The 24958-nt window shown below is 55.4% G+C and carries 18 protein-coding genes; 6 read left to right on the forward strand and 12 right to left on the reverse strand.

The window, feature by feature from the left end:
- Nucleotides 1-35 precede the first annotated feature (35 nt).
- The 4 genes from carA (at nucleotide 36) to folA (ending at nucleotide 6571) form a co-directional block, all read left to right on the forward strand.
- Nucleotides 36-1184: a glutamine-hydrolyzing carbamoyl-phosphate synthase small subunit gene (gene carA / locus ACRQ84_RS18335; RefSeq protein ID WP_483816786.1), complete on the forward strand. Its 1149-nt coding sequence runs from the start codon at nucleotides 36-38 to the stop codon at nucleotides 1182-1184.
- A 13-nt stretch (nucleotides 1185-1197) separates the two neighbouring features.
- A complete protein-coding gene (carB, locus tag ACRQ84_RS18340; RefSeq protein ID WP_483816787.1) occupies nucleotides 1198-4422 on the forward strand; it encodes a carbamoyl-phosphate synthase large subunit in 3225 nt (1074 codons plus the stop codon).
- Nucleotides 4423-4661: 239 nt separating this feature from the next.
- Nucleotides 4662-5804, forward strand: coding sequence for a porin (locus tag ACRQ84_RS18345; protein ID WP_064737610.1), 1143 nt, complete (start codon nucleotides 4662-4664; stop codon nucleotides 5802-5804).
- Nucleotides 5805-6088: 284 nt separating this feature from the next.
- Nucleotides 6089-6571, forward strand: coding sequence for a type 3 dihydrofolate reductase (folA, locus tag ACRQ84_RS18350; protein ID WP_064737609.1), 483 nt, complete (start codon nucleotides 6089-6091; stop codon nucleotides 6569-6571).
- A 70-nt stretch (nucleotides 6572-6641) separates the two neighbouring features.
- Here the strand turns inward: folA and apaH are convergent, their stop codons facing one another.
- Genes apaH through lptD form a run of 6 tightly spaced genes read right to left on the reverse strand, consistent with a single transcriptional unit; the run spans nucleotide 6642 to nucleotide 13464 of the window.
- Entirely contained in the window at nucleotides 6642-7511 is an 870-nt protein-coding gene (gene apaH, locus ACRQ84_RS18355) for a bis(5'-nucleosyl)-tetraphosphatase (symmetrical) ApaH (RefSeq protein WP_483816788.1), read from the reverse strand.
- Nucleotides 7512-7560: 49 nt separating this feature from the next.
- Entirely contained in the window at nucleotides 7561-7938 is a 378-nt protein-coding gene (gene apaG, locus ACRQ84_RS18360) for a Co2+/Mg2+ efflux protein ApaG (RefSeq protein ID WP_064737607.1), read from the reverse strand.
- Between the two features lie 4 nt (nucleotides 7939-7942).
- Nucleotides 7943-8767 carry a 16S rRNA (adenine(1518)-N(6)/adenine(1519)-N(6))-dimethyltransferase RsmA gene (gene rsmA / locus ACRQ84_RS18365; RefSeq protein WP_064737606.1) on the reverse strand — a complete coding sequence of 275 codons (825 nt, stop codon included), beginning with the start codon at nucleotides 8765-8767 and terminating at the stop codon, nucleotides 7943-7945.
- The gene (gene pdxA, locus ACRQ84_RS18370) at nucleotides 8760-9752 is read right to left on the reverse strand and encodes a 4-hydroxythreonine-4-phosphate dehydrogenase PdxA (protein ID WP_483816789.1); all 993 of its coding nucleotides are present in this window, start codon (nucleotides 9750-9752) and stop codon (nucleotides 8760-8762) included. Before pdxA ends, rsmA begins: the two co-directional genes overlap by 8 nt.
- Nucleotides 9742-11037 carry a peptidylprolyl isomerase SurA gene (surA, locus tag ACRQ84_RS18375; RefSeq protein WP_483816790.1) on the reverse strand — a complete coding sequence of 432 codons (1296 nt, stop codon included), beginning with the start codon at nucleotides 11035-11037 and terminating at the stop codon, nucleotides 9742-9744. The genes pdxA and surA overlap by 11 nt, the downstream gene beginning before the upstream one ends.
- 54 nt (nucleotides 11038-11091) lie before the next feature.
- Complete coding sequence (gene lptD, locus ACRQ84_RS18380; RefSeq protein ID WP_483816791.1) at nucleotides 11092-13464, reverse strand: LPS assembly protein LptD; 2373 nt, start codon at nucleotides 13462-13464, stop codon at nucleotides 11092-11094.
- A gap of 182 nt (nucleotides 13465-13646) precedes the next feature.
- Between lptD and djlA the strand changes: the two genes are divergently transcribed.
- Nucleotides 13647-14456, forward strand: a complete 810-nt coding sequence (gene djlA / locus ACRQ84_RS18385) for a co-chaperone DjlA (RefSeq protein WP_483816792.1) — start codon at nucleotides 13647-13649, stop codon at nucleotides 14454-14456.
- A 189-nt stretch (nucleotides 14457-14645) separates the two neighbouring features.
- Here the strand turns inward: djlA and rluA are convergent, their stop codons facing one another.
- The 3 genes from rluA to polB all read right to left on the reverse strand — a co-directional run bounded on the left by rluA (nucleotide 14646) and on the right by polB (nucleotide 20744).
- Entirely contained in the window at nucleotides 14646-15305 is a 660-nt protein-coding gene (rluA, locus tag ACRQ84_RS18390) for a bifunctional tRNA pseudouridine(32) synthase/23S rRNA pseudouridine(746) synthase RluA (protein WP_483816793.1), read from the reverse strand.
- A gap of 19 nt (nucleotides 15306-15324) precedes the next feature.
- A complete protein-coding gene (rapA, locus tag ACRQ84_RS18395; RefSeq protein WP_483816794.1) occupies nucleotides 15325-18231 on the reverse strand; it encodes an RNA polymerase-associated protein RapA in 2907 nt (968 codons plus the stop codon).
- Nucleotides 18232-18383: 152 nt separating this feature from the next.
- Nucleotides 18384-20744 carry a DNA polymerase II gene (gene polB / locus ACRQ84_RS18400; protein WP_483816795.1) on the reverse strand — a complete coding sequence of 787 codons (2361 nt, stop codon included), beginning with the start codon at nucleotides 20742-20744 and terminating at the stop codon, nucleotides 18384-18386.
- Nucleotides 20745-20909: 165 nt separating this feature from the next.
- Here polB and ACRQ84_RS18405 point away from each other — a divergent pair, with 165 nt between their 5' ends.
- Nucleotides 20910-21674 (forward strand): DedA family protein, encoded by a 765-nt coding sequence (locus tag ACRQ84_RS18405; protein ID WP_064737598.1) that lies wholly within the window; start codon nucleotides 20910-20912, stop codon nucleotides 21672-21674.
- Here ACRQ84_RS18405 and thiQ read toward each other — a convergent pair.
- The 3 genes from thiQ to thiB are packed head-to-tail and all read right to left on the reverse strand — an operon-like array spanning nucleotide 21671 to nucleotide 24928.
- Nucleotides 21671-22372, reverse strand: coding sequence for a thiamine ABC transporter ATP-binding protein ThiQ (gene thiQ / locus ACRQ84_RS18410; protein WP_483816796.1), 702 nt, complete (start codon nucleotides 22370-22372; stop codon nucleotides 21671-21673). The genes ACRQ84_RS18405 and thiQ overlap by 4 nt on opposite strands.
- Nucleotides 22356-23942: a thiamine/thiamine pyrophosphate ABC transporter permease ThiP gene (gene thiP / locus ACRQ84_RS18415; RefSeq protein ID WP_483816797.1), complete on the reverse strand. Its 1587-nt coding sequence runs from the start codon at nucleotides 23940-23942 to the stop codon at nucleotides 22356-22358. The genes thiQ and thiP overlap by 17 nt, the downstream gene beginning before the upstream one ends.
- Complete coding sequence (thiB, locus tag ACRQ84_RS18420) at nucleotides 23942-24928, reverse strand: thiamine ABC transporter substrate binding subunit (RefSeq protein WP_483816798.1); 987 nt, start codon at nucleotides 24926-24928, stop codon at nucleotides 23942-23944. Before thiB ends, thiP begins: the two co-directional genes overlap by 1 nt.
- Nucleotides 24929-24958: the final 30 nt, after the last annotated feature.

Here is a 24958-nt window from a genome sequence, read left to right on the forward strand (position 1 = left end):
CAAATATTGTGACTGTTTATTCCCTGGAGGATGTTTTGATTAAGTCAGCGCTCTTGGTTCTGGAAGACGGAACCCAATTCCACGGTCGGGCCATCGGGGCTACGGGGTCGGCAGTGGGAGAAGTTGTTTTCAACACTTCAATGACCGGTTATCAAGAAATCCTCACTGATCCTTCCTATTCCCGCCAAATCGTTACCCTCACTTATCCCCATATCGGCAATGTTGGCGTTAACGCCGCCGATGAAGAATCCAGCCAAATCCATGCTCAAGGCCTCGTTATTCGCGATCTGCCGCTGATTACCAGCAACTTCCGCAGTGAAGAAAGTCTGTCAGCTTATCTGCAGCGCAATAACATCGTTGGCATCGCCGATATCGACACGCGCAAACTGACCCGTTTGCTGCGCGAGAAGGGCGCACAGAGTGGCTGCATTATTGCGGGTGATAATCCGGATGCCGCACTGGCGCTGCAGAAAGCGCAGGCGTTCCCTGGCTTGAAAGGCATGGATCTGGCGAAAGAAGTGACCACCGCTGAAACCTACGCGTGGCAGCAAGGTAGCTGGACACTGGAAGGTGACCTACCGGAGCAGAAAACGGCGGAAGAGCTGCCGTTCCATGTAGTGGCTTACGATTACGGCGCTAAGCGCAACATCCTGCGCATGCTGGTAGATCGCGGCTGCCGCCTGACGGTAGTACCGGCGCAAACGCCGGCGGAAGACGTTCTGGCCCTCAATCCAGACGGTATTTTTCTGTCGAACGGTCCAGGCGACCCAGAGCCGTGCGATTACGCCATCAACGCCATTCAGGCGTTCCTGAAAACCGATGTCCCGGTATTCGGTATCTGTCTTGGCCATCAGCTGTTAGCGCTGGCGAGCGGTGCCAAAACCATCAAGATGAAACTTGGCCATCACGGCGGCAACCATCCGGTAAAAGATCTCGACAACAACACCGTGATGATCACCGCACAAAACCACGGTTTTGCGGTTGATGATAGCCAGTTGCCAGCCAATCTGCGCGTGACGCATGTGTCGCTGTTCGACCAAACCGTACAGGGCATTCATCGCACGGACAAACCGGCCTTCAGCTTCCAGGGACACCCGGAAGCGAGCCCCGGCCCGCACGATGCGGCACCACTGTTCGATCACTTTATCGAACTGATCGAAGCATACCGTTCTAACGCGAAGTAATCAGGAGCCATTGATGCCAAAACGTACAGACATAAAATCCATCCTGATTCTTGGTGCTGGCCCGATCGTTATCGGCCAGGCATGTGAATTTGACTACTCCGGTGCGCAGGCGTGTAAAGCGCTGCGTGAAGAGGGCTACCGCGTCGTTCTGGTGAACTCGAACCCGGCCACCATTATGACCGACCCGGAAATGGCCGATGCGACTTACATCGAGCCGATTCACTGGGAAGTGGTCCGCAAGATTATCGAAAAAGAGCGCCCGGATGCGGTACTGCCCACCATGGGCGGCCAGACAGCGCTGAACTGTGCGCTGGAGCTGGAGCGTCAGGGCGTGCTGGCTGAGTTCGGCGTGACCATGATTGGTGCGACTGCCGATGCGATTGATAAAGCTGAAGATCGTCGCCGTTTCGATGTGGCGATGAAAAGTATTGGTCTGGGTACTGCCCGTTCCGGTATCGCGCACACCATGGAAGAAGCGCTGGCGGTGGCCGAAGACGTTGGCTTCCCGTGCATCATCCGTCCTTCCTTTACCATGGGCGGCACCGGCGGCGGCATCGCCTATAACCGCGAAGAGTTCGAAGAGATTTGCGAACGCGGTCTGGACCTGTCGCCGACCAATGAGCTGCTGATTGACGAGTCGCTGATTGGCTGGAAAGAGTACGAGATGGAAGTGGTGCGTGATAAAAACGACAACTGCATCATCGTCTGCTCAATCGAAAACTTCGATGCGATGGGCATCCACACCGGTGACTCTATCACTGTCGCCCCTGCACAAACCCTGACGGATAAAGAGTACCAAATCATGCGTAACGCCTCGCTGGCGGTACTGCGTGAAATCGGGGTAGAAACCGGCGGCTCTAACGTGCAGTTCTCGGTGAACCCGAAAGATGGCCGTATGATTGTCATCGAGATGAACCCGCGCGTTTCGCGTTCGTCAGCGCTGGCCTCGAAAGCCACCGGTTTCCCGATTGCCAAAGTGGCGGCAAAACTGGCGGTGGGCTTCACCCTCGATGAGCTGATGAACGATATCACCGGCGGCTTAACGCCGGCATCGTTCGAGCCATCAATCGACTATGTCGTGACCAAGATCCCTCGCTTCAACTTCGAGAAGTTTGCCGGTGCCAACGACCGCCTGACAACGCAGATGAAATCGGTCGGTGAAGTGATGGCGATTGGCCGGACATTCCAGGAATCGATGCAGAAAGCGCTGCGCGGTCTGGAAGTGGGTGCCAACGGTTTCGACCCGAAAGTCAGCCTTGACGATCCCGAAGCATTGACGCGCATTCGCCGTGAACTGAAAGATGCCGGTTCCGACCGTATCTGGTACATCGCCGATGCGTTCCGCGCCGGCATGTCGGTGGATGGCGTGTTCAATCTCACCAACATTGACCGCTGGTTCCTGGTACAGATTGAAGAGCTGGTGCGTCTGGAAGAGCAGGTTGAGCGCGAAGGTGTGAATTCGCTGAATGCGGAATTCCTGCGGGCGCTGAAGCGTAAAGGCTTTGCCGACCTGCGTCTGGCTACATTGGCGGGCGTATCAGAAGGCGAAATCCGTAAGCTGCGCCAGCAATTTAACCTGCATCCGGTCTATAAGCGCGTTGATACCTGTGCCGCCGAATTTGCAACCGACACCGCATATATGTACTCAACCTACGAGGAAGAGTGCGAAGCTAATCCAAATCAGGATCGTGAAAAAATCATGATTCTGGGTGGCGGTCCAAACCGTATCGGCCAGGGCATTGAGTTCGATTACTGCTGCGTGCACGCAGCGCTGGCGCTGCGTGAAGACGGTTACGAGACCATCATGGTCAACTGTAATCCGGAAACCGTATCAACCGATTACGACACCTCGGATCGTCTGTACTTCGAGCCTGTCACGCTGGAAGACGTGCTGGAAATCGTGCGTATCGAGCAGCCGAAAGGCGTCATCGTGCAGTACGGCGGCCAGACGCCACTGAAACTGGCGCGCGCGCTGGAAGCGGCAGGCGTTCCGGTGATTGGTACCAGCCCGGACTCCATTGACCGCGCGGAAGACCGTGAGCGTTTCCAGCAGGCGGTTGATCGTCTGAGCCTGAAGCAACCGGCTAACGCCACGGTTGCCACGCTGGAGCAGGCAGTTGAGAAAGCGGCCGGTATCGGCTATCCGCTGGTGGTGCGTCCTTCTTATGTGCTGGGCGGCCGTGCGATGGAAATCGTTTACGACGAAATCGACCTGAAGCGCTATTTCCAGACGGCGGTGTCGGTCTCTAACGATGCGCCCGTGTTGCTGGACCGCTTCCTCGATGATGCGGTAGAAGTCGATGTCGATGCGATTTGCGACGGCGAACGTGTGCTGATTGGTGGCATCATGGAACACATCGAGCAGGCGGGCGTGCACTCCGGTGACTCCGCATGTTCACTGCCGGCCTACACGCTGAGCACTGAAATCCAAAACGTGATGCGTCAGCAGGTGGAAAAACTGGCCTTTGAGCTGAACGTGCGTGGCTTGATGAACGTGCAATTCGCGGTGAAGGACAATGAGGTTTACCTGATTGAGGTTAACCCGCGTGCCGCGCGTACCGTGCCGTTCGTGTCGAAAGCCACTGGCGTCGCGCTGGCGAAAGTTGCTGCGCGCGTGATGGCAGGTAAAACGCTGGCTGAGCAGGGCGTCACCAAAGAAGTGATTCCACCGTATTACTCGGTGAAAGAAGTGGTGCTGCCGTTCAACAAGTTCCCAGGCGTTGACCCGATTCTCGGCCCGGAAATGCGCTCTACCGGTGAAGTGATGGGCGTTGGACGCACCTTCGCTGAAGCCTTCGCCAAGGCGATGCTGGGCGCACAGAGCAACATGAAGAAAACCGGTCGCGCGCTGCTGTCCGTGCGTGAAGGCGATAAGAAACGCATCGTCGACCTGGCGGCGAAACTGCAGAAGTTTGGTTTCGAGCTGGATGCGACACACGGTACCGCCGTGGTGCTGGGTGAAGCGGGGATTAATCCACGTCTGGTGAACAAAGTGCATGAAGGTCGTCCGCACATTCAGGATCGTCTGAAGAATGGCGAATATACCTACATCGTTAATACCACGGCAGGACGTCAGGCGATTGAAGACTCCAAACTGATTCGCCGCAGTGCGCTGCAGTACAAAGTGCATTACGACACTACGCTGAACGGCGGCTTCGCGACGGCGATGGCGTTGAATGCGGATCCGACTGAGCAAGTGATTTCGGTGCAGGAAATGCACGCGCAAATTAAAGGCTGATTCCCAGCTAGCTACACATCAACGGCTCCTGCGGGGGCCGTTTTTTTTGCTGTTTTCCCGCTACCTGAATATCGTTATCTGTAAAAATCCTGTTGATTTGACATATGTTTTATCAGTTGATGCGAAAAAGCTTACACATCGGAATATCCGCACAAAATTATAAATAAGAACCCAGTCAGCGCACCGTACTATTTTGCTCGCTCACCAAAAGAGCGCTCACCTTAACTGGGATATAAAAAATGCAAATGCGTGCTTTCACTCTCAGCGCTATTGCTGCGTTACTCGCAGCGGCGCCACTCGCCAGCCAGGCGGAAATTACTTTACTCAAGCAGGATCCACAAGCGGGCGATCCGCTCAGCCGTCTCGACTTCAAAGTGGGCGGCAGTATTCGTCCACAGTTCCAGCATCAGAATGGTGTGAACGACCAATCCTATAAACGTAATGGCTATGACGGCGGTTCACGCTTCCGCTTCACCGCGAATTACTACCTGTTTGATGATGTAAGCTGGGTGGGTTACTACGAGCTGGGCGTTAACTTCCCGGCATGGTGGGGTTGGGACCATCATCATGCGGATGGGGCGAATAACACATCGCGTCGCCAACTTTATACCGGCTTCAAGAGCGCCACGTTAGGTGAACTCTACTTTGGCCAGCAGAACAGTGTTTACTACGATGTTGTTGGCGCGAAAACTGATATCTGGGATTACGACATGCTGGCCCAGGCGCCGGGTAACGGTATCAATGGCGACTACGACGGCTCGTACCGTTCGCGTAAAATGCTGAAGTATAAAAACACCTTCGGTGATGCGGATGTGTATGCGTCTTACCTGTTTGAAGATAACGAATATCTGCCAGGCAACGGTTTGCGCTACAAACGTAAAGGCGGCGGTTCGCTGGGTGTTAACTACCACATCACCAAAGACCTCGCATGGGGTACCGCGTGGAATTACACGCGCGCAGACATCCGCAATCCAGGTAATGGTGACAGCAAGCGCTACGACCAGAATATCTACGGTACCGCATTGAGCTGGACGCCAGATAACTGGACACTATCAGCCGGTGCAGGCTGGTATGAGAACTTCTCCCCAACCAAACGCAATACCGTGAACAACTACTTCGCGGATGACGCGTGGGGCATTGAATACTTTGCTGGCTACAAATTCCCAATTGGTCAGTATGCGGTGAAATCTATCCAGCCTTACTTCATGGGTGACCGTCTGGAATTCGTTAACGGACGTGACTACAAACGTATCGATAACGGCGTCGGCGTGAGCGCGCAGCTGGATTACGGCTTCCGTGTTGATTACGAATATGTCATTACCTCCAGCACCGACAAGTCACTGGGTAATGTGAATCTGGTACGTCTGCGCTACGATTTCTAAATCGTCTCAACGGCTCCTGCAGGAGCCGTTTTCTTTTGTGGCATAGAGTGCGCATTTCTTTACACAGCCATACCGAGAATGCGACGTTTCGCGTGGCGTTGTGCCGCTTCGCCGGCAATTTATGGCGCCTCTCCCCGCTATTAGCGGGAAAGTCGGTGTAAAACTCTGTCCAATAACAAAAGTGCGGTGGCATCGGAGCTTTACGCAAATAGCGGGGTCGGCCTATCGACGAAAGTTTCGCCTTTACGTATGATGGCGCCAATTTTTCCAGTAGGTCTTTTAACATGATTAGTCTGATCGCGGCACTGGCAGCGGATCGCATTATTGGTATGGAAAACGCCATGCCTTGGAACCTGCCAGCAGATTTGGCGTGGTTCAAACGTAATACTTTGAATAAACCTGTGATTATGGGTCGTCTGACCTTTGAATCGATTGGCCGTCCGCTTCCTGGACGCTTGAACATCGTGGTCAGCAGCCAACCGGGCAACCACGAAGGCGTCACCTGGGTAACATCGCTGGAAGAAGCGGTGAAAGCGGCGGGTGATGTCGAAGAGATGATGGTCATTGGTGGTGGGCGCGTTTATGAGCAGATGCTGGCGCGCGCAGATCGTCTCTATCTGACCCATATCGATGCGGAAGTAGAAGGGGATACGCAGTTCCCGGATTACGAACCGGATGAGTGGCAGTCTACCTTTAGCGAGTTCCACGACGCCGATGAGCAGAACTCCCACAGCTACTGCTTCGAGGTTCTTGACCGCCGTAAATAACATCGCACGCAACTGTAGCAGCGCGATTTATTGTGCAAAAAAGCCCCGCTGATATTGCGGGGTTTTTATTTTATGGCGTATCACTCAACGGTGGATGCGCGCTGACCGCGCTGTCGGCCATCGCCTGATCGCGATTGGAGGCCTGCACATAATACTGTTTGGTTTCCCAATGCAGCAGAGTCAGGGTCCCGCCCCAGCAGCAGCCGGTATCCAGACCAATCACATGTTCCGGCGTGCCTTTCCCTTCCAGTGAAGCCCAATGCCCAAAGATCTGCGTGTAATCGCTGCCGATCTTGCTCGGCACTCTAAACCACGGCTTAAGCGGTGGCGGGGCAGATTCAGGCGACTCTTTACAGATCATATCCAGCTGGCCGTTCGGGAAGCAGAAGCGCATGCGCGTCAGCGCATTGGTGCTAAAGCGTAATCGTGCAAGGCCACTCAGCTCCGGTGTCCAATTGTTCGGCATGTCACCGTACATGGCGTCAAGAAACAGCGGATAGCTGTCGCTGGATAACACCGCTTCAACTTCACGCGCACACAGTTGCGCCGTCTCCAGATCCCACTGCGGCGTGATGCCAGCGTGCGCCATTAATAACTTTTTCTCTTCATCCACCTGCAACAGCGGCTGACGACGTAACCAGTTAATCAGTTCATCGGCATCATCGGCTTCCAGCAGGGGCGTCAGGCGATCTTTTGGTTTATTGCGGCTGATACCGGCAAACACCGCCAGCAAATGCAAATCGTGATTGCCGAGCACCAGGCGCACGCAATCACCGAGCGATTTCACGTAGCGCAGTACGTCGAGCGAGCCGGGGCCGCGCGCCACCAAATCGCCGGTGAGCCACAAGGTGTCTTGCTGCGGATCGAAATCAACCTGCGCCAACAGCGCACGAAGCTCGTCATAACAGCCATGAATATCGCCAATCAGGTATGTACTCATTGTCAGTCCGATTAAAACGCGCCGCCCGGACAGGCCGGGCGGAGGAGGATTAGTGAATGTGGGTTTGCACCGCGAGTCGGAACACCGGAATCTCGACGTGGAACTCTTCGCCCGCATCATCGATCATCACGTAGTGACCTTGCATGGTGCCCATTGGCGTCTCCAGAATGGCGCCGCTGGTGTACTGATACTCGCCGCCGGCAGCAATGTGCGGCTGTTCGCCTACCACACCTTCACCTTGCACTTCCGTCTCGCGACCGTTGCCATTAGTGATCAGCCAATAGCGGCTGCGCAGCTGTACGTTGCGGCGCCCCAAATTACGAATGGTGATGGTGTAGGCAAACACGTAGCGATCCTCGTCGGGCAAGGATTGCGATTCCACATACTGACTATGCACATGGATACAGACGCGGGCCAGTTCACTCATGCACTCAACTCTCCGGAGTTTCAGCCTGATGCTTGCTCAACCAGTTGGCCAGTTGGCAATACTGCGCCACAGAAACATTTTCTGCACGCAGCGAGGCATCGATTTCCAATTGATCCAGCGCACCAGCTGCAAACATATGAGCGAGGCTGTTGCGCAGCGTTTTACGACGTTTACCAAAGGCTTCAGTGGTAATACGGCTCAGCAGACGAATATCGCTGACCGGATACTGCGGCTGCATATACGGCACTAAACGCACCACGGCCGAATCCACTTTCGGTGCCGGTGTGAACGATTCTGGTGGCACTTCGAGCACAGGAATGACCTGGCAATAATACTGCGCCATCACGCTCAGACGACCATAAGCTTTGCTACCCGGACCCGCGACTAAGCGATTCACCACTTCTTTCTGCAGCATGAAGTGCATGTCTTTAATCGAACCAGTATAGCTGAAAAGGTGGAACATCAGCGGCGTCGAGATATTGTACGGCAGGTTACCGAACACGCGTAGCGGCTGACCTTTTTCCTGCGCCAGCGCAGCGAAATCGAAGGTCATCGCATCCTGCTGGAAAATGGTCAGCTTTGGACCAAGGAACGGGTGCGTTTGCAGACGCGCGGCGAGGTCGCGGTCCAGCTCGACAACGGTCAGCTCATCCAGGCGTTCGCCTACCGGTTCGGTTAACGCACCCAAGCCAGGGCCGATTTCCACAATAGCTTCACCTTTTTGTGGGTGAATTGCGGAGACAATGCTGTCGATAATGTACTGATCGTTCAGGAAGTTTTGCCCGAAACGTTTACGGGCGTAATGCCCCTGATGGACGCGATTATTCATTACTGCTCTTGATCATAGTGATGGCGAGATTAAGCGCCGTGATAAAGCTGCCCGGTTCTGCCTGGCCCAGACCGGCTAATTCAAGCGCGGTGCCGTGGTCGACGGAAGTCCGGATAAAGGGCAGGCCTAGCGTAATGTTTACCGCGCGGCCAAACCCCTGAAATTTTAGCACCGGTAAGCCCTGGTCGTGATACATCGCCAGAACCGCATCGGCATGTTGCAGGTATTTCGGCTGGAACAGCGTATCGGCCGGCAGGGGGCCGGTGAGTTGCATGCCTTGCTGACGCAGCTCGTTGAGGGCCGGAATGATAATATCGATCTCTTCGCGGCCCATATGGCCGCTTTCGCCCGCATGCGGATTGAGGCCGCAGACGAAGATATGAGGATTCGATAAGCCAAACTTTTGCTGCAGGTCGCGATGCAAAATGGTGATCACTTCATGCAACGTGTCGCGAGTAATTGCGGCAGACACATCATTTAGCGGCAGATGCGTGGTGGCTAATGCCACTCGCAATTCTTCCGTTGCCAGCATCATCACCACTAAATCGCCACCGGCGCGATCGGCAAAAAACTCGGTATGACCGGTAAACGGAATGCCCGCATCGTTGATCACGCCTTTGTGCACCGGACCGGTAATCAGCGCGGCGAATTCACCGTTCAGGCAACCATCACAGGCGCGCGCCAAGGTTTCCAGCACATAATGACTGTTCATCACGTTGAGTTCACCAGCGGTCACCGGCTGTGCGGTATCGACTTGCAGTAACGTGAGCGTGCCGGCCTGCTGCGGTTGTGCCGCGATGCCAGGCTGATAATCGCGCAGCGACAGCGGCAAACCCAGTAACGCAGCGCGACGGCGCAAAAGCTCGCCGTCGCCGCAGACCACCAGTTCAACCGGCCAGTTTTGCTGTGCCAGTTGAACGGTGAGGTCGGGACCAATCCCGGCAGGTTCGCCGGGCGTGATCACCACACGATAATTACTGACCATTGTTATCCAGAATTTTCACGTAAGCACTGGCGCGCTGTTCCTGCATCCAGGTTTGCGCTTCTTCCGCGAATTTACGGTTGAACAGCATACGGTAGGCGCGCTCTTTCTGCGCGGCATCGGTCTTATCAACCTGACGCGTATCCAGCAATTGAATCAAGTGCCAGCCAAATGAGGAGTGAACGGGCTGGCTAACCTGACCTTTCTGCAATTTCAGCAAGGCATCGCGGAACGCCGGATCATAAATCTCTGGGGCTGCCCAGCCGAGATCGCCGCCCTGATTGGCTGAACCTGGATCGTCTGAGAATTGTTTAGCTGCGGCAGCAAAGGTGGTTTTCCCGCTTTTAATGTCGGCAGCGATTTGTTCGATCCTGGCTTGCGCCTGAGCATCAGTGAGGATTGGGGACGGCTTCAGCAGAATGTGGCGCGCATGCACTTCCGTCACCGAAATATTTTTGCTTTCGCCGCGCAGGTCATTCACTTTCAGGATGTGGAAGCCCACACCAGAACGGATTGGACCGACAATATCGCCTTTTTTCGCGGTGCTTAACGCTTGAGAGAACAGCGTAGGCAACTCTTCAATTTTGCCCCAACCCATTTTGCCGCCTTTCAGTGCCTGCGGATCGGCAGAGTAAGTCACCGCCAGCTTGCCGAAGTCGGCTCCGCCTTTCAGCTGAGTAACCAATTGGCGCGCCAGTGTTTCCTGATCGTCAACCTGCTGTTGCGTCGGATTTTCTGACAACGGCAGCAGAATCTGGCTGATATTCAGTTCAGTACCTTGCTTATTCTGTGCACCAACCTGCGTGGCCAGCGTATCCACTTCCTGCGGCAGGATAGTGACGCGACGACGCACTTCATTGTTACGCACTTCTGAAATGAGCATCTCTTTGCGGATCTGCGCACGGTAATCGTTGTAGTTCATACCGTCGTAGGCCAGACGGCTACGCAGCTGGTCAAGGCTCATGCGGTTCTGTGCGGCAATGTTCTGGATAGCTTGATCCAGTTGCTGATCGTTGATTTGAACGCCCGCTTTTTCGCCCATCTGCAGAATGATGGCATCCATCACCTGGCGTTCAAGAATCTGATGACGCAAGGTTTTGTCATCAGGGAGTTGCTGGTTTGCCTGCTGCGCCTGTGATTTCACGGTGCGCATCATGTTATCAACGTCACTTTCCAGTACCACGCCGTTATTCACGACGGCGGCAACTTTATCAACCACTTGTGGGGCTGCGAACGCAGTGTTAGCGGTAATCGCTACACCAAGAATCAGCATTCTCCAGTTCTTCATACTTTATCCATTGTTGTTTCCGCACTGCGGGAGAGCCTGTCAAACATCACAACATCAGAAAGCGCGCTGGTAAGGGATAATGCCCTGACGCAGCATTTCATTGGTGCCTAAGCCATAATTGGAACTCAGACCACGCAGCTCAATGTTGAATGAGATTTGGTTGTCATACTTACTGTCGTTGTTTTCCCAACCGTTGATCTTGCGTTCGTAACCCAGACGAATGGCATAGCAGCACGAGCTGTACTGCAGGCCAACCAGCTGCTCAGCCGGACGGCTGTTGCGGGTATCGTAGTAATAACCGCCCACCAGTGACCAGGCATCAGCAATTGGCCAGCTGGCCGTGGCGCCGACCTGTGAAATCCCGTTTTTGTAGATCGGGTCAGTCACCAGGTTAGAGTTATTCAGCGCCTGCGCGACGTATTCGGGGCTGCTATAGCGATAGCTCAGCTGCACCATACGATCGGCGTCCTGGCGATACTCAACTACCGCATTACCCTGGGCGACGTTGTCGAGGCGCGTGTCATATTGCAGTCCGCCACGCGCGCCCCAGCGATCGCTGATTTTCCAGTAAGTGTCGCCGGCCCACACCAGGCTGCCGGTGTCATCTTCTTCGTTCGTCTGGTTTACGCCGGTACGAGACGGGGTAAACGAGTAGATTTGACCCACAGAAACGTTAAAACGTTCAACCAGATCGTTATCATAAATACGTGTGGTCACACCGCTTGCTACTTCGTTAGACGAAGCGATGCGATCCAGGCCGCTGTAAGTACGATCGCGGAACAGGCCGGTGTAATCACTTTGCAGCAGCGTGGAGTCGTACGGATAGATATTGCTCTGATTACGATACGGGACGTAAAGATACTGAACGCGTGGTTCCAGCGTTTGCGTGTAGCCCGGCTGCCAATCCATCGCACGATCAAAGACTAAGCGGCCATCAACTTTGAATTGCGGCAGGGTACGGTTTACTGAATCGTCAAGGCGACCGCTGGAATTATAATTACCAGGGTTACTGTTGTAGTTATCAAGATTGTCTTGCTGATAATGCGTAGCAAGGAATTTAGCTTCAGTATCGAGGCTCGCCCAGCCGTTCGAAAGCGGGAGGTTCAACGTTGGTTCAATATGCAAACGCGTCGCTTCCGGCATGTCGCTGCTCACACTTGTAAACTTAACGGCCTGAGCAAAAATGCGGCCATCAAATGGGCCGATATCATTCTGGTAGAAATTGAGATCAAGCTGCGGCTGAGCGCGATAGATTCGGCTGTTACTGGTTTGACCAAAGACCTGGAAATCTTTGGATGAAAGTGTGGCATCCCAGTTTGTGTCAGCGTAGCCCACGCTGAATTTCTGCGTAGCGTAGCCGTCCGTTGAGCTGTAGTACTTCGACTCTAGATCGTTGAAATAATACGGATCGCTCACTTTGGTGAAATCAGAGCTAAAACGCCAGTGCTTATCGTAAACACCTGAGTGACGCCAGTAGAACAGCCAGCGATCGGAGCTGTCATCCTGGGCGATGCCGCGTACCGCTTTATCGTTGTCGTACTGCTTATCTGACTGCAGGTAATCCAGCTCCATTAAGCCCGCGCCAAACACCGTTAAATAACGGAATTCGTTCTGCAACTGCAGGCCGCGTTTTTCCATGTAGTGAGGTGTGATAGTGGCATCAGCTTGCGGCGCAATGTTCCAGTAATACGGCAGCATAAACTCGAAGCCGTTACTGCTGCCATATTTCGCGTTCGGGATCAGGAAACCGGAGCGGCGACGATCGCCAATCGGCAACTGAAGATAGGGGCTATAAAATACCGGCACATTGCCGAGCTTAAAGCGGGCGTTCCAGATTTCCGCAACTTCTTCTTCGCGATCCTGAATCACTTCGGAACCGACCACGCTCCAGCTGTTGGAACCCGGCAAGCAGGAAGTAAAGCTGCCGTTTTCCAGAATGGTGTAGCGATTATTACCGCGCAGTTTCATCTGATCGGCATCGCCGCGGCCCTGACGGCCAACCATCTGATAATCACCGTTCCACACGTTGGTGTCTTTGGTGTTCAGATTCGACCAGGCTTTCGGACCTTTGAGGATGACCTGATTATCGTCATAGTGCACATTACCCAGCGCATCCACGGTACGAACCGGCGTGGTTTGCCCATCCTGCTGACGTTGATGCAGCTGCACTTCGTCGGAACGCAGGCGGCTATTGCCCTGCTGCACATCGACGTTCCCGGTGAACACCGCGTCATCCGGATAATTGCCTTTGGCTGAATCAGAATGGATGGTGACCGGCAGCGAGTTGGTATCGCCATTAACCAGCGGGCGGTTGTAACTCGGCACGCCCAGCATGCACTGCGACATCAGATCGTCGGCGAGTGATGACTGGCTATAAAGCGCTGCACCAATCATGGTAGCCAGCAAGGTAGGTATACGTTTTTTCATACGCGGTTTCGATAATTCCATGAAAACTGGCATCATGCCGACAATCCGGTCAGAGACTAACTTACTGCCCGGCGTTGCGCCAGTGTTAATCCTTGTCTGCCCGCGTTGCCGTTAGGCGCTGAGATAAATGACAGGTATGATAATGCAATTTTCAGCCGCAAGCATGGCGAATTGAGGAGTTTATGCGCTACTGGGGAAAAGTAATTGGTCTGGCGCTCGGGATAGTTTCCGGGGCAGGCTTTTGGGGCATTGTACTGGGTCTGATCATTGGTCACATGTTTGACAAAGTGCGCAGCGTAAAAGGACAGGGCTATTTCGCCAACAACCAAGCGCGTCAAACGCTGTTTTTCAGTACGACATTCCAGGTGATGGGCCATTTGACCAAGTCAAAAGGGCGCGTCACCGAAGCGGATATTCAGATTGCCTCCTTATTTATGGATCGCATGCAGCTGCACGGCAATGCGCGTACCGCTGCGCAGCGTGCGTTTCGCGAAGGGAAGCAAAGCGACTATCCGCTGCGCAGTAAACTACGCGAATTGCGCAGCGCCTGCTTTGGTCGTTTCGATCTGATTCGGATGTTTCTGGAAATCCAAATTCAGGCCGCCTTCGCCGATGGTTCGCTGCATCCTAACGAACGCCAGGTACTGTATGTGATTGCCGAAGAGCTGGGCATTTCGCGCGCGCAGTTCGATCAGTTCTTGCGCATGATGGAGGGCGGTCAGCAGTTTGGCGGCGGCTCTTCACACGGTGGTGCGTATCAGCAGACGCAACGCGGTCCAACGCTGGAAGATGCCTGCAGCGTGCTGGGCGTAAAAAGCAGCGATGATGGCACCACCATCAAGCGCGCTTATCGCAAACTGATGAGCGAGCATCATCCAGACAAGCTGGTGGCGAAAGGATTACCGCCGGAGATGATGGAGATGGCGAAGCAGAAGGCGCAGGAGATTCAGGCCGCTTACGATTTGATTCGTAAGGAGAAAGGATTCAAATAAGCGTCATATAAGGTCGTCTTTGATGACGTAATGCTCGTCAGTTAAGCGTGAATCGGTCACCATGAATGGCGACCCTGCGTTTACAGCGCTGGGTTTTCGTAGGGTGCGCATTCATGCGCACCTGCATAACCAAGCAATTACTAACTTAAGTGAGCGGCATTACGTCTTTGATGACGACCTTTTTTATGCCTAAAAATCCGCCGGTTGCCTAAACGTCATGCTATTGCCAAACGCCGGATGCGTAATCGTCAGTGACTCGGCATGCAGCTGCAAACGCGGTGCCATCGCTAGCGCCTCTTCATGCGCATAAAAGCGGTCGCCAAGAATCGGATGCCCCAACGCCAGCAGATGCACGCGCAACTGGTGTGAACGGCCGGTAATCGGCTTAAGTTTTACGCGCGCGCTGTTTACGGTTTCATACTCCAGCACCTGATACTCGGTTTGCGCCGCCTTGCCGTTCTCGAAACACACCATCTGCTTAGGCCGATTCGGCCAGTCGCAAATCAGCGGCAAATCGATCAAACCTTCCTCTGCCGCTGGATGTCCCCAAACGCGCGCCACATAGTACTTGGATGGCTCACGCTCACGGAACTGGCGCTTCAGCTCACGCTCAGCCGCTTTATTCAAGGCTACGATAATCACGCCGCTGGTTGCCATATCGAGACGGTGCACCGATTCCGCCTGCGGGAAATCACGCTGGATGCGCGTCATCACGCTATCCTTATGCTCCTCCAGACGGCCCGGCACCGACAGCAACCCGCTCGGTTTATTCACCACCATAATGTGCTCGTCCTGGTACAGAATATGCAGCCAGGGTTCGAGCGGCGGATTGTAGGCTTCCATTAGCATGACATCGTGGTCCTGAACATTATTGGTGTGTTACCACGATCAGGCGCAGTGCATCCAGACGCCAGCCCGCATCACCCAGGCTTTCCAATACCTGTGCGCGATTGCTTTCCAACGCTTCAACCTCATCATCACGGATGTTAGGGTTAACGGCGCGCAGCGCTTCGAGACGTGACAGTTCAGCACCGAGTTTCTCTTCGGCTTCCACTTTCGCCGCCGCAATAATCGCATGCGCTTCCGGTACGATGACTTTCTCCGCCTGGGTCAGAATCTCATGCACATCTTGCTGCACGGCATTCACCAGCTTGCTGCCGGTATGGCGATTCACCGCATTCAACTGACGGTTGAAGCTTTCAAACTCGACCTTGCCCGCCAGATTATTGCCGGCACGATCCATCAGCAAACGCACTGGCGTTGGCGGCAGGAAGCGAGTGAGCTGCAGGCTTTTCGGCGCTTGCGCTTCAACCACATAGATCATCTCGACCAGCAGCGTACCCACCGGCAGCGCTTTGTTCTTCAGCAGCGACAGCGCACAGCTGCCGGTATCACCCGTAAGAATCAGGTCGAGTCCGTTGAGGATCAGCGGATGTTCCCAGGTAATAAACTGGGTATCTTCGCGCGACAGCGCCTGGTTGCGGTTAAAGGTCACGGTGCAACCCTCTTCCGGCAGGCCCGGGAAATCCGGCACCAGCATGTGATCGGATGGTGTCAGCACAATCAGGCTATCGCTGCGGTCTTCCTGATTAATACCGACGATATCGAACAGATTCAGCGCAAAGTTAACCAGATCGGTATCGTTATCCTGCTCACCGATGGCATTCGCCAGCGCCTGTGCCGCTTCACCGCCATTGGAATTAAGTTCCAGCAAGCGATCGCGGCCCTGTTCCAGCTGTGACTTCAGCGCATCATGCTGCTTGCGGCTTTCCGTGATGAATTCATCCAGCCCCTGCGGATTTTCCGGCGCAGCGAGGTATTCAATCAGCTGATTGTACTCTTTGTCATAAATGGCGCGGCCGGTTGGGCAAGTATGCTCAAACGCATCCAGCCCTTCGTGATACCAGCGCAGTAGCACCGCCTGCGCGGTTTTTTCCAGCCACGGCACCAGAATCTGGATGTCATGCATCTGGCCGATACGATCGAGACGACCGATACGTTGCTCCAGCAGATCCGGGTTGAACGGCAGATCGAACATCACCAAACGGCTGGCGAACTGGAAGTTACGGCCTTCAGAACCGATTTCCGAGCACAGTAACACCTGTGCCCCATCCTCTTCGGAGGCGAAGAAAGCCGCAGCGCGGTCGCGTTCGATAATCGATAAACCTTCGTGGAACACAGCGGCGCGAATGCCTTCGCGTTCACGCAGGACTTGCTCCAACTGCAGCGCGGTGGCCGCTTTGGCGCAGATCACTAACACTTTCTCTTTGCGGTTACTGGTGAGGTAACCCATCAGCCATTCAACGCGCGGATCGAAGTTCCACCATGTGCCGCTATCGCCTTCAAACTCTTGATAAATCTGCTCCGGATACAGCATGTCACGCGCGCGCTCTTCTGCGCTTTTGCGCGTGCCCATGATGCCGGAGACTTTAATGGCGGTTTGATACTGCGCGGGCAGTGGCAAACGAATCTGATGCAACTCGCGTTTAGGGAAGCCTTTTACGCCGTTACGCGTGTTACGGAACAGCACGCGGCTGGTGCCGTGGCGATCCATCAGCATTGAGACCAGCTCTTTACGCGCGTCTTCTTTGCCGTCGCGATCGCTGTTAGCCACTTGCAGTAGCGGCTCAATATCTTGTTCGCCGATCAGATCGTTAATCAGGTTCATTTCATCTTTGCTGATGGCATGATCGGCTAGCAGCGAACTCACCGCATCGGCCACCGGACGATAATGTTGCTGTTCTTCAACAAACTGGCCGAAATCGTGGAAACGATTGGGATCGAGCAGGCGCAGACGCGCAAAGTGGCTCTCTAATCCCAGCTGCTCTGGTGTTGCCGTCAGCAGCAATACGCCCGCGGTTTTTTCTGCCAGCTGCTCGATAACCTGATATTCGCGGCTCGGTGCGTCTTCGCTCCATGCCAGATGGTGCGCTTCATCGACTACCAGCAGATCCCAATCGGCATCCGCCAACAGCTCAAGACGCTGCTTGTTTCGGCGCACAAAATCGAGCGAGCAGATTATCAGCTGCTCGGTTTCAAACGCGTTATCACTGTCGTGCTGCGCCTCGGTGTAGCGATCGTCATCAAACAGCGCAAAGCGCAGGTTGAAACGACGCAGCATTTCCACCAGCCACTGATGTTGTAGCGTTTCCGGCACCACAATCAGCACGCGTTCGGCGCGACCGGCCAGCAGCTGTTGCTGGATGATCATCCCGGCTTCAATGGTTTTACCCAGGCCCACTTCGTCCGCCAGCAGCACGCGCGGCGCATGGCGACGGCCAACATCGTGCGCGATGTGCAGCTGATGCGGGATCAGATTGGTGCGCATACCGCGCAGGCCGCTGATCGGCAAACGATATTGCTCACTATGATATTTACGCGCACGAAAACGCAGCGCAAAGCGATCCATGCGGTCGAGCTGGCCGGCGAACAAGCGATCCTGTGGCTTGCTGAACACCAGTTTGCTGTCCAGCATCACTTCACGCATCACCACATCGTTTTCTTCGGTATCGAGACGCGTGCCGATGTAAGTCATTAACTCGTTTTCGTTGCGGACTTCATCGACGCACATCTGCCAGCCTTCATGGCTGGTGATGGTGTCACCCGGATTGAAAATCACACGAGTAACCGGAGCATCATTTCGAGCATACAGGCGGTTTTCGCCGGTTGCCGGAAAAAGCATGGTGATCATACGCGTATCAATCGCGACAACCGTGCCCAGTCCCAGTTCACTTTCCGTATCACTAATCCAGCGCTGACCCAGTGTAAAAACCATATATTTTTTGCTCGACTCTCTTACATGCCATAAAGAAGTTCACCTGCACTCAGGCAATACCCAACCGCCAAACGGGTGTTTGGTCAGATTGTGTGTGCGGTGAGAATCAGGAAGGGCGCTATGGTACTGGATGGCAAGGCATTCGTCACCTGTCAAAAAAGCCCCAACTGCCCAGTAATCAGTGTAGCAAAGTCATCACCGACAAACGGTAAAATACCGTCAGCCACCGGTTGTAGCTGTTTGGTGACGTAGTGATCGTAGTCGAGAGGCGTGTTACGCGCCTCCAGGGGTTCCGGTCCTGCCGTCGCCATCACATAGCGAATCGAGCCGCCGTTTTGATATTGCAACGGCCGCTGTAACTTACGGTTGTGCTCATCGGCGAGACGCGCGGCACGCACGTGTGGCGGCACATTGCGCTCGTAATCTTTCAGTGCGCGACGCAGGCGCTTTTTATACACCAGACGATCGTCGAGCTCGCCTGCCAGCAATTGCGCCACTGTTTCGCGGATGTAATCCTGCCACGGTTCGCCACGAAAAATGCGGCCATACAGATTCTGCTGGAACTGTTGCGCCAGCGGCGTCCAGTCGGTGCGTACGGATTCGAGGCCTTTAAACACCAGCCGCTCGCCGCTGTCGCTGCGGATCAGGCCGGCGTAACGCTTTTTGCTGCCCTGCTCGGCGCCGCGAATGGTCGGCATCAGAAAGCGGCTGAAGTGGGTTTCATACTCAAGCTCCAGCGCGCTCTTCAGCCCATACGTGGATTGCAAATGCTGCTGCCACCAGCCATTAACACGTTCGGCGAGGTGACGACCCATTGCCGCCGCCTCCGCTTCACTGCGCGCGCCTTTCAGCCAGACGAAGGTAGAATCGGTATCGCCGTAAATCACATCAAAGCCTTCGGCTTCAATCAATTCGCGCGTTTGCTGCATGATGGCGTGGCCGCGCAGGGTAATGGATGACGCCAGGCGCGGATCGAAGAAACGACAAGCGCTGGTCCCGAGCACGCCGTAAAAAGCATTCATGATGATTTTCAGCGCCTGTGACAGCGGTTTATTGTTGTCGCGCTTAGCGGCTTCGCGACCTTGCCAGATCTGCTCGACAATCGCGGGTAAACAGTGCGTGTCGCGGGAAAAACGCGCGTTGCGGAAGCCGGGGACCGAATCAACATCATCCGGATGCGCCAGGCCTTCCACCAGACCGACCGGATCGATGAGAAAGGTACGAATAATCGAGGGATACAGACTTTTATAATCCAGTACCAGCACCGAGTCATACAGGCCGGGACGCGAATCCATCACGTAGCCGCCAGGGCTGGCTTCCGGCGCCACTTCGCCGAGATTAGGCGCCACGAAACCGGCGCGGTGCATGCGCGGAATATAGAGATGCCCAAACGCCGCCACCGAACCGCCGTGACGATCCACCGCTAAACCGTTCACCGTGGCGCGTTCCAGCAAGAACGGCATGATGGCGGTGTGCTGGAAAATGCGCGTCACCAGCTCGCAATCCTTGAGATTGTATTTCGCCAGCGCCGGTTTATCGTTGGCGAAGCGCCAGTTAATCTCCTCCATGCGCTGCCACGGATTATCAATGGCTTTGCCTTCACCCAGCAGCTGGCGCGATACCGCTTCAAGGCTGAAAGAGGGAAAATCCCAGAAGGCGGATTTGAGCGCGTCGATGCCATCGATAATCAAGCGGCCCGTCGCCTGCGCGAAGAACACGCCGGGTTTAAAACCGTGCTCGCGCCACTCCAGCGCGTGCTTCTGGCGGCCTAAGCGCAGCGGAATGCCGTAACGGTCGGCATGCTTTTGCAATACACGCAGATCGAACTGCACCACGTTCCAGCCGATAATCACGTCCGGTTCATGCCGCTCAAACCAGGCATTGAGCTGCTCCAGCAGCTGTGGGCGGCTATCCACATAAATCAGCTCAAAATCAAGCGTGCTGGCATCGCCGTTGGGCGGACCGAGCATGTAAACCTGGCGCTGGCCGCAGCCTTCCAGCCCGATGCAGTAGAGCTCGCCATGCTGGGTGGTTTCGATATCCAGCGACACCCATTTCAACTGCGGACGGTAATCAGGATGCGGTTTTAGGCGTGCGTTGACCACGCTGTCACCGCGCATTTCACCGCTAAACCACACTGGCGCGGTGATAAAGCGCTCCATCAGGTAGCGTTCGGGTGGGCGAATATCGGCTTCGTAGACGGAAATGCCGTTCTCGCGCAGGCGCTTTTCCAGGTTTTGCAGTTGGCGATTGCTGCGGCAATAGAGGCCAAACACCGGACGTCGGCGAAAATCCTTCAGCTCCAGCGCTTGCAGGCGCGTGTGGCGCTCACCGTGGATGAGCGCCTCGGTTTGCGCACGAAACTCCTCGGGAACAAACGCCACCGATTCCTGCGCAGGCAGCACCAGCCGCTGCGGGCCGTTGTCGGTTGCCAGCCACAGCACCACTTCGCTGCCGGTCGGCGTATCTCGCCAATGTCGGGTAAGCAGAAAACCTGCGCGCGGATCGGTCACGGTAACTCCAGAGAATGAATTGCATTCAGTATAACATGGATGTTTATACAGTGTCTCAGCAGGCGAGATTGCCACCACTTTGTCAACATCGTTCTACAATTCTTGCCTTGACGCCTGTAGGTATGCTCTGGACAATCCAGCCTCTATATTCCGCAGAGGATATTTATGGAAGCCTGGATTCAACACCTGTTTTCGCAATCGCTGGAGTACGCGCTGATCGCCGTGGCGCTGGTGACCTTCCTTGAGTCGCTGGCCTTCGTGGGATTGCTGTTGCCGGGCACGGTATTAATGGCCAGCCTTGGGGCGCTGGTTGGCAGTGGACAAATTGGTCTTTATCCCGCGTGGGCGGCCGGATTCGTGGGTTGTTTAATCGGCGATTGGGTCTCTTACGGCATCGGCTGGAAGTTTCAGGGGCCGCTGCATCGCTGGAAATATCTGAAAAAGTACCAGGGTTTGCTGGATAAAACCGAGCATGCACTGCACCAGCACAGCATGTTCACCATTCTGGTCGGCCGTTTTGTTGGGCCAACGCGTCCGCTGATTCCGTTAGCGGCAGGTATGCTGGAACTGCCGGTGCGCAAATTCCTGCCACCTAATCTGATCGGCTGTATTCTTTGGCCGCCAGCGTATTTGATGCCGGGCATTTTGGCGGGCGTGGCGATTGATGTGCCGCAGGCGGCACAGGGCGGCAACTTTAAATGGTTACTGCTGTTGGTGGCGCTGCTGCTGTGGCTCGGTGGCTGGTTACTGTGGCGCTGGTGGCGCAGCGGGAAAACCGTTGATTGGGCAACGAAATATCTGCCGACCGCGCGCCTGCGCTGGCTGGCACCGTTAATGGCGACGATCGGTCTGGGCGCGTTTATCGCCATCCAATTCCATCCGATGATGCCGATCTTCCGCCAGCTGTTAGGGAAAGTATTCTTCGCTTAACGACGTTGCACGCCAAGGATGGCGGCTGCTTCACTTTCGCCCCGCATTAAACTCTCCGTGCTGCCATCCCAGTAAATGCGCCCATCAACGATCACCAAACTGCGCGCCGCAATCTGTTGCGCATCTTCCAGGCTATGCGACACCATCAACAAGGTGATGTTGCGGCTTTCGCACACCGAACGCACCAACTGGAGCATCTCACCACGCAGCGCCGGATCGAGCGCGGAGAAGGGCTCATCCAGCAGTAAAATCGGCTGATTGCGCAACAGGCAACGCGCCAACGCCACGCGCTGACGCTGACCGCCGGAGAGCTGACCCGGCAAACGCGCTAGCATCGGCTGCAGGCCGGTTTGTTCTGCGATGTCGGCCAGCTGCTGCTGCTGATCGCGCGTCAGTTTCAGGCCCGGATGTAAACCCAACGCCATGTTTTGCTGCACCGTCAGATGCGGAAAAAGATTGTTCTCCTGAAACAGCATCGACACCGGCCGCGCTGATGGCACGCTGTGCGTATGATCCACGCCGTTCATCACCAGCGCGCCTTGATTGATCGGCAAAAAGCCGCCAATCAGGCTCAGCAAGGTGCTTTTGCCTGCGCCGCTGGGGCCGAGGATCGCCAGACGTTCACCCGCCTGCGCCGTAAAACTGAAGCGCATCGGCAGATGCTGATAAAGGTAAGTGAGGTTATTCAGTGTCAGCATGGCGGCCCGGTAATTTTTCCATCAGCGTAAAGAGGAGCAAGCAGAGTAACAGTAGCAGCAGCGCGGTGACGGCACCGTCCGCGCCGCGATAGGCGCCAATCTGCTGGAACAGATAGAAAGGCAGCGTGCGGAAATCGGCGCTGCCAAACAGCGCGACAACGCCGAAATCACCGATCGACAATACGCAGGCAAACGCCAGCGCTTGAGCAAGTGGGCGTTTCAGCGCGCGCAGTTCAATCAGTCGCAAGCGGTTGAAACCCGCGATGCCGAGTGAGGAACACAGCTGGCTGTATCGGGCGCTGATATCACGCATCGGATTCTCCAGCACTTTCATGGCATAGGGAATGGCAATCAATGCGTTGGTGAAGATCACCAAGCCATCGGCGCGCTGTGGCAGCCCGATGGTGGCGTTGAACAGCAGGAAGAAACCGCTCGCTAGCACGATGCCCGGCATCGCCAGAATCAGCATGCCGCTCATCTCCATCGCCTGCGCGGCGATCATATTCTGCCGCTGACGCAGTTCGCGACTGCTCCAGAGCAGCATCATGGTCAGCACCACACAGAGCACCCCGGCACCCACGGCGATACGCAGCGAGGTAAAGGTGGCTTGCCAGAGCGCCGCTTGTTGTAGCGCACCGGCGACGCCGCCGCGCAAACCATCCACCACCACCGCCGCCAGCGGTGGTAATAGCAGCAGCAGCGCCAGGCTAATCAATACAGTATCGGCAACGCGCGCATGCCATGAATCCTGCGGATCGCGCCAGCCACGAATGCTTTGGCTGCCAGTGGGAATGGCTTTGCTAAAGCGCTGGCTCAGCAATACCAGTAGCAAGCAGCAGCCGAGCTGTAACAATGCCAGTAGCGCCGCGCGACCTGGATCGTAATCGAAATTCAGCGCCTGATAGATTGCCAGTTCCAGCGTGGTGGCCTGCGGACCGCCGCCCAACGCCAGCACCGTGGCGAAGCTGGCGAAACAGAGCATAAAGATCAGCGCCGCTGTGGGCAAAATCTGACGGCGTAGCCACGGCCACTCCAGCAAACGAAATAGATTCCAGCCGCGCAGGCCAAGTTGGGCGGCGACTTGCCGCTGCTCGCCGGGAATGCTCTCCAGCGCTTGCAACAGCAGGCGCGTCGCCAGCGGCAGGTTAAAGAAGACGTGCGCCAGTAGAATGCCCTGCAGGCCGTACGGCGAAAAGTGGTAGTCAAAGCCGAGGGCCGCGCACAGTTGCGCCAGCCAGCCGCTGCGACCGTAAACGCTAAGCAAGCCAAACACCGCCACCAGCACCGGTAGCACCAGCGTCATGGCGCACAGGCGCAGCAACAGATTGCGGCCAGGGAAACGGCGACGATAGAGCGCGCGTGCCAGCAGAATCGCGGGCAGCACCGACAGCAGCGCTGAGAGCAACGCCTGCTCAAACGAGAACAGCAGCACATGATGCAGATAGCTGTCGTCGAGCAGCGCGCGCCAGTCGGTGGCCGGTGCAACCATCACCAAGGCGCCAAACGCCAGCAGCGCTACCGCGCACAGCAATAGCGCGGTGAGCGAACCGGGAATTAACCAACCTGGCATTAGCGGCTAACGGCGCGTTGCCATGCGCTGATCCATGCGGCGCGATGGTTGGCCACGTCGGCTGGCGTGAATTGCAACGCTTTAGCGGGCACCTGTAGCGCTTGATAACCGGCAGGGAGATCGCTTTTGATGACGGGATACATCCAGTTGCCGGTGGGAATGGTCTGCTGGAAGGCAGGAGAAACCATAAACTGCATGAACTGCTGCGCCAGCTTGGGCTGTTTACTGCTGGCGAGTTGTGCGGCAACTTCCACCTGCAAATAGTGGCCTTCGCTGAATTCGGCCGCGGCGTAGTTCTCTTTCTTCTCTTCGATGATGTGATAAGCCGGAGACGTGGTGTAACTCAACACCAGATCGCCTTCGCCTTTCAGGAACAGGCCGTAAGCTTCGCTCCAGCCTTTGGTGACGGTAACGGTTTTTTGTGCCAGCTTCTGCCATGCGTCAGGCGCGTTCTCGCCATAGACTTTCTGCATCCACAGCAACAGGCCAAGGCCCGGCGTGCTGGTACGTGGATCTTCATAGATCACGCGCCATTTTTCCGGGCTTTCGACCAGTTCTTTTAGGCTTTTGGGCGGATTCTTCAGCTTGTTTTTATCGTAGACGAAGGCAAAGTAGCCATAGTCGAACGGGATGAAGGTGTCGTTATGCCAGCCATCCGGCAGCTGCAAAGCGTGTGTATCGACGCTGCTTTTAGCAAACAGGCCGGTTTTCTCTGCCGCCTGCACCAGATTGTTATCCAGTCCCAGCACCACATCGGCTTTGCTGTTTTTGCCTTCCATGCGCACGCGATTGAGCAGTGACACGCCATCTTCCAGCGCCACGTACTTCAGCTCGCAGTCGCACTGCGCTTCGAAGGCTTTTTTCACCGCCGGGCCGGGACCCCAATCGGCAGAGAATGAATCGTAGGTGTAAACGGTCAGAATCGGTTTGGCTGCGAAAGCCGGTACAGCAACCAGCAGCAACACAGGCAGAACTTTGTTTAACACTTTGCGCTCCTTGAGGAGAAGATAAGTTGA

This window comes from Pantoea sp. E2023-21 (assembly GCF_051302795.1).
Taxonomy (GTDB): Bacteria; Pseudomonadota; Gammaproteobacteria; order Enterobacterales; family Enterobacteriaceae; genus Pantoea; species Pantoea ludwigii_A.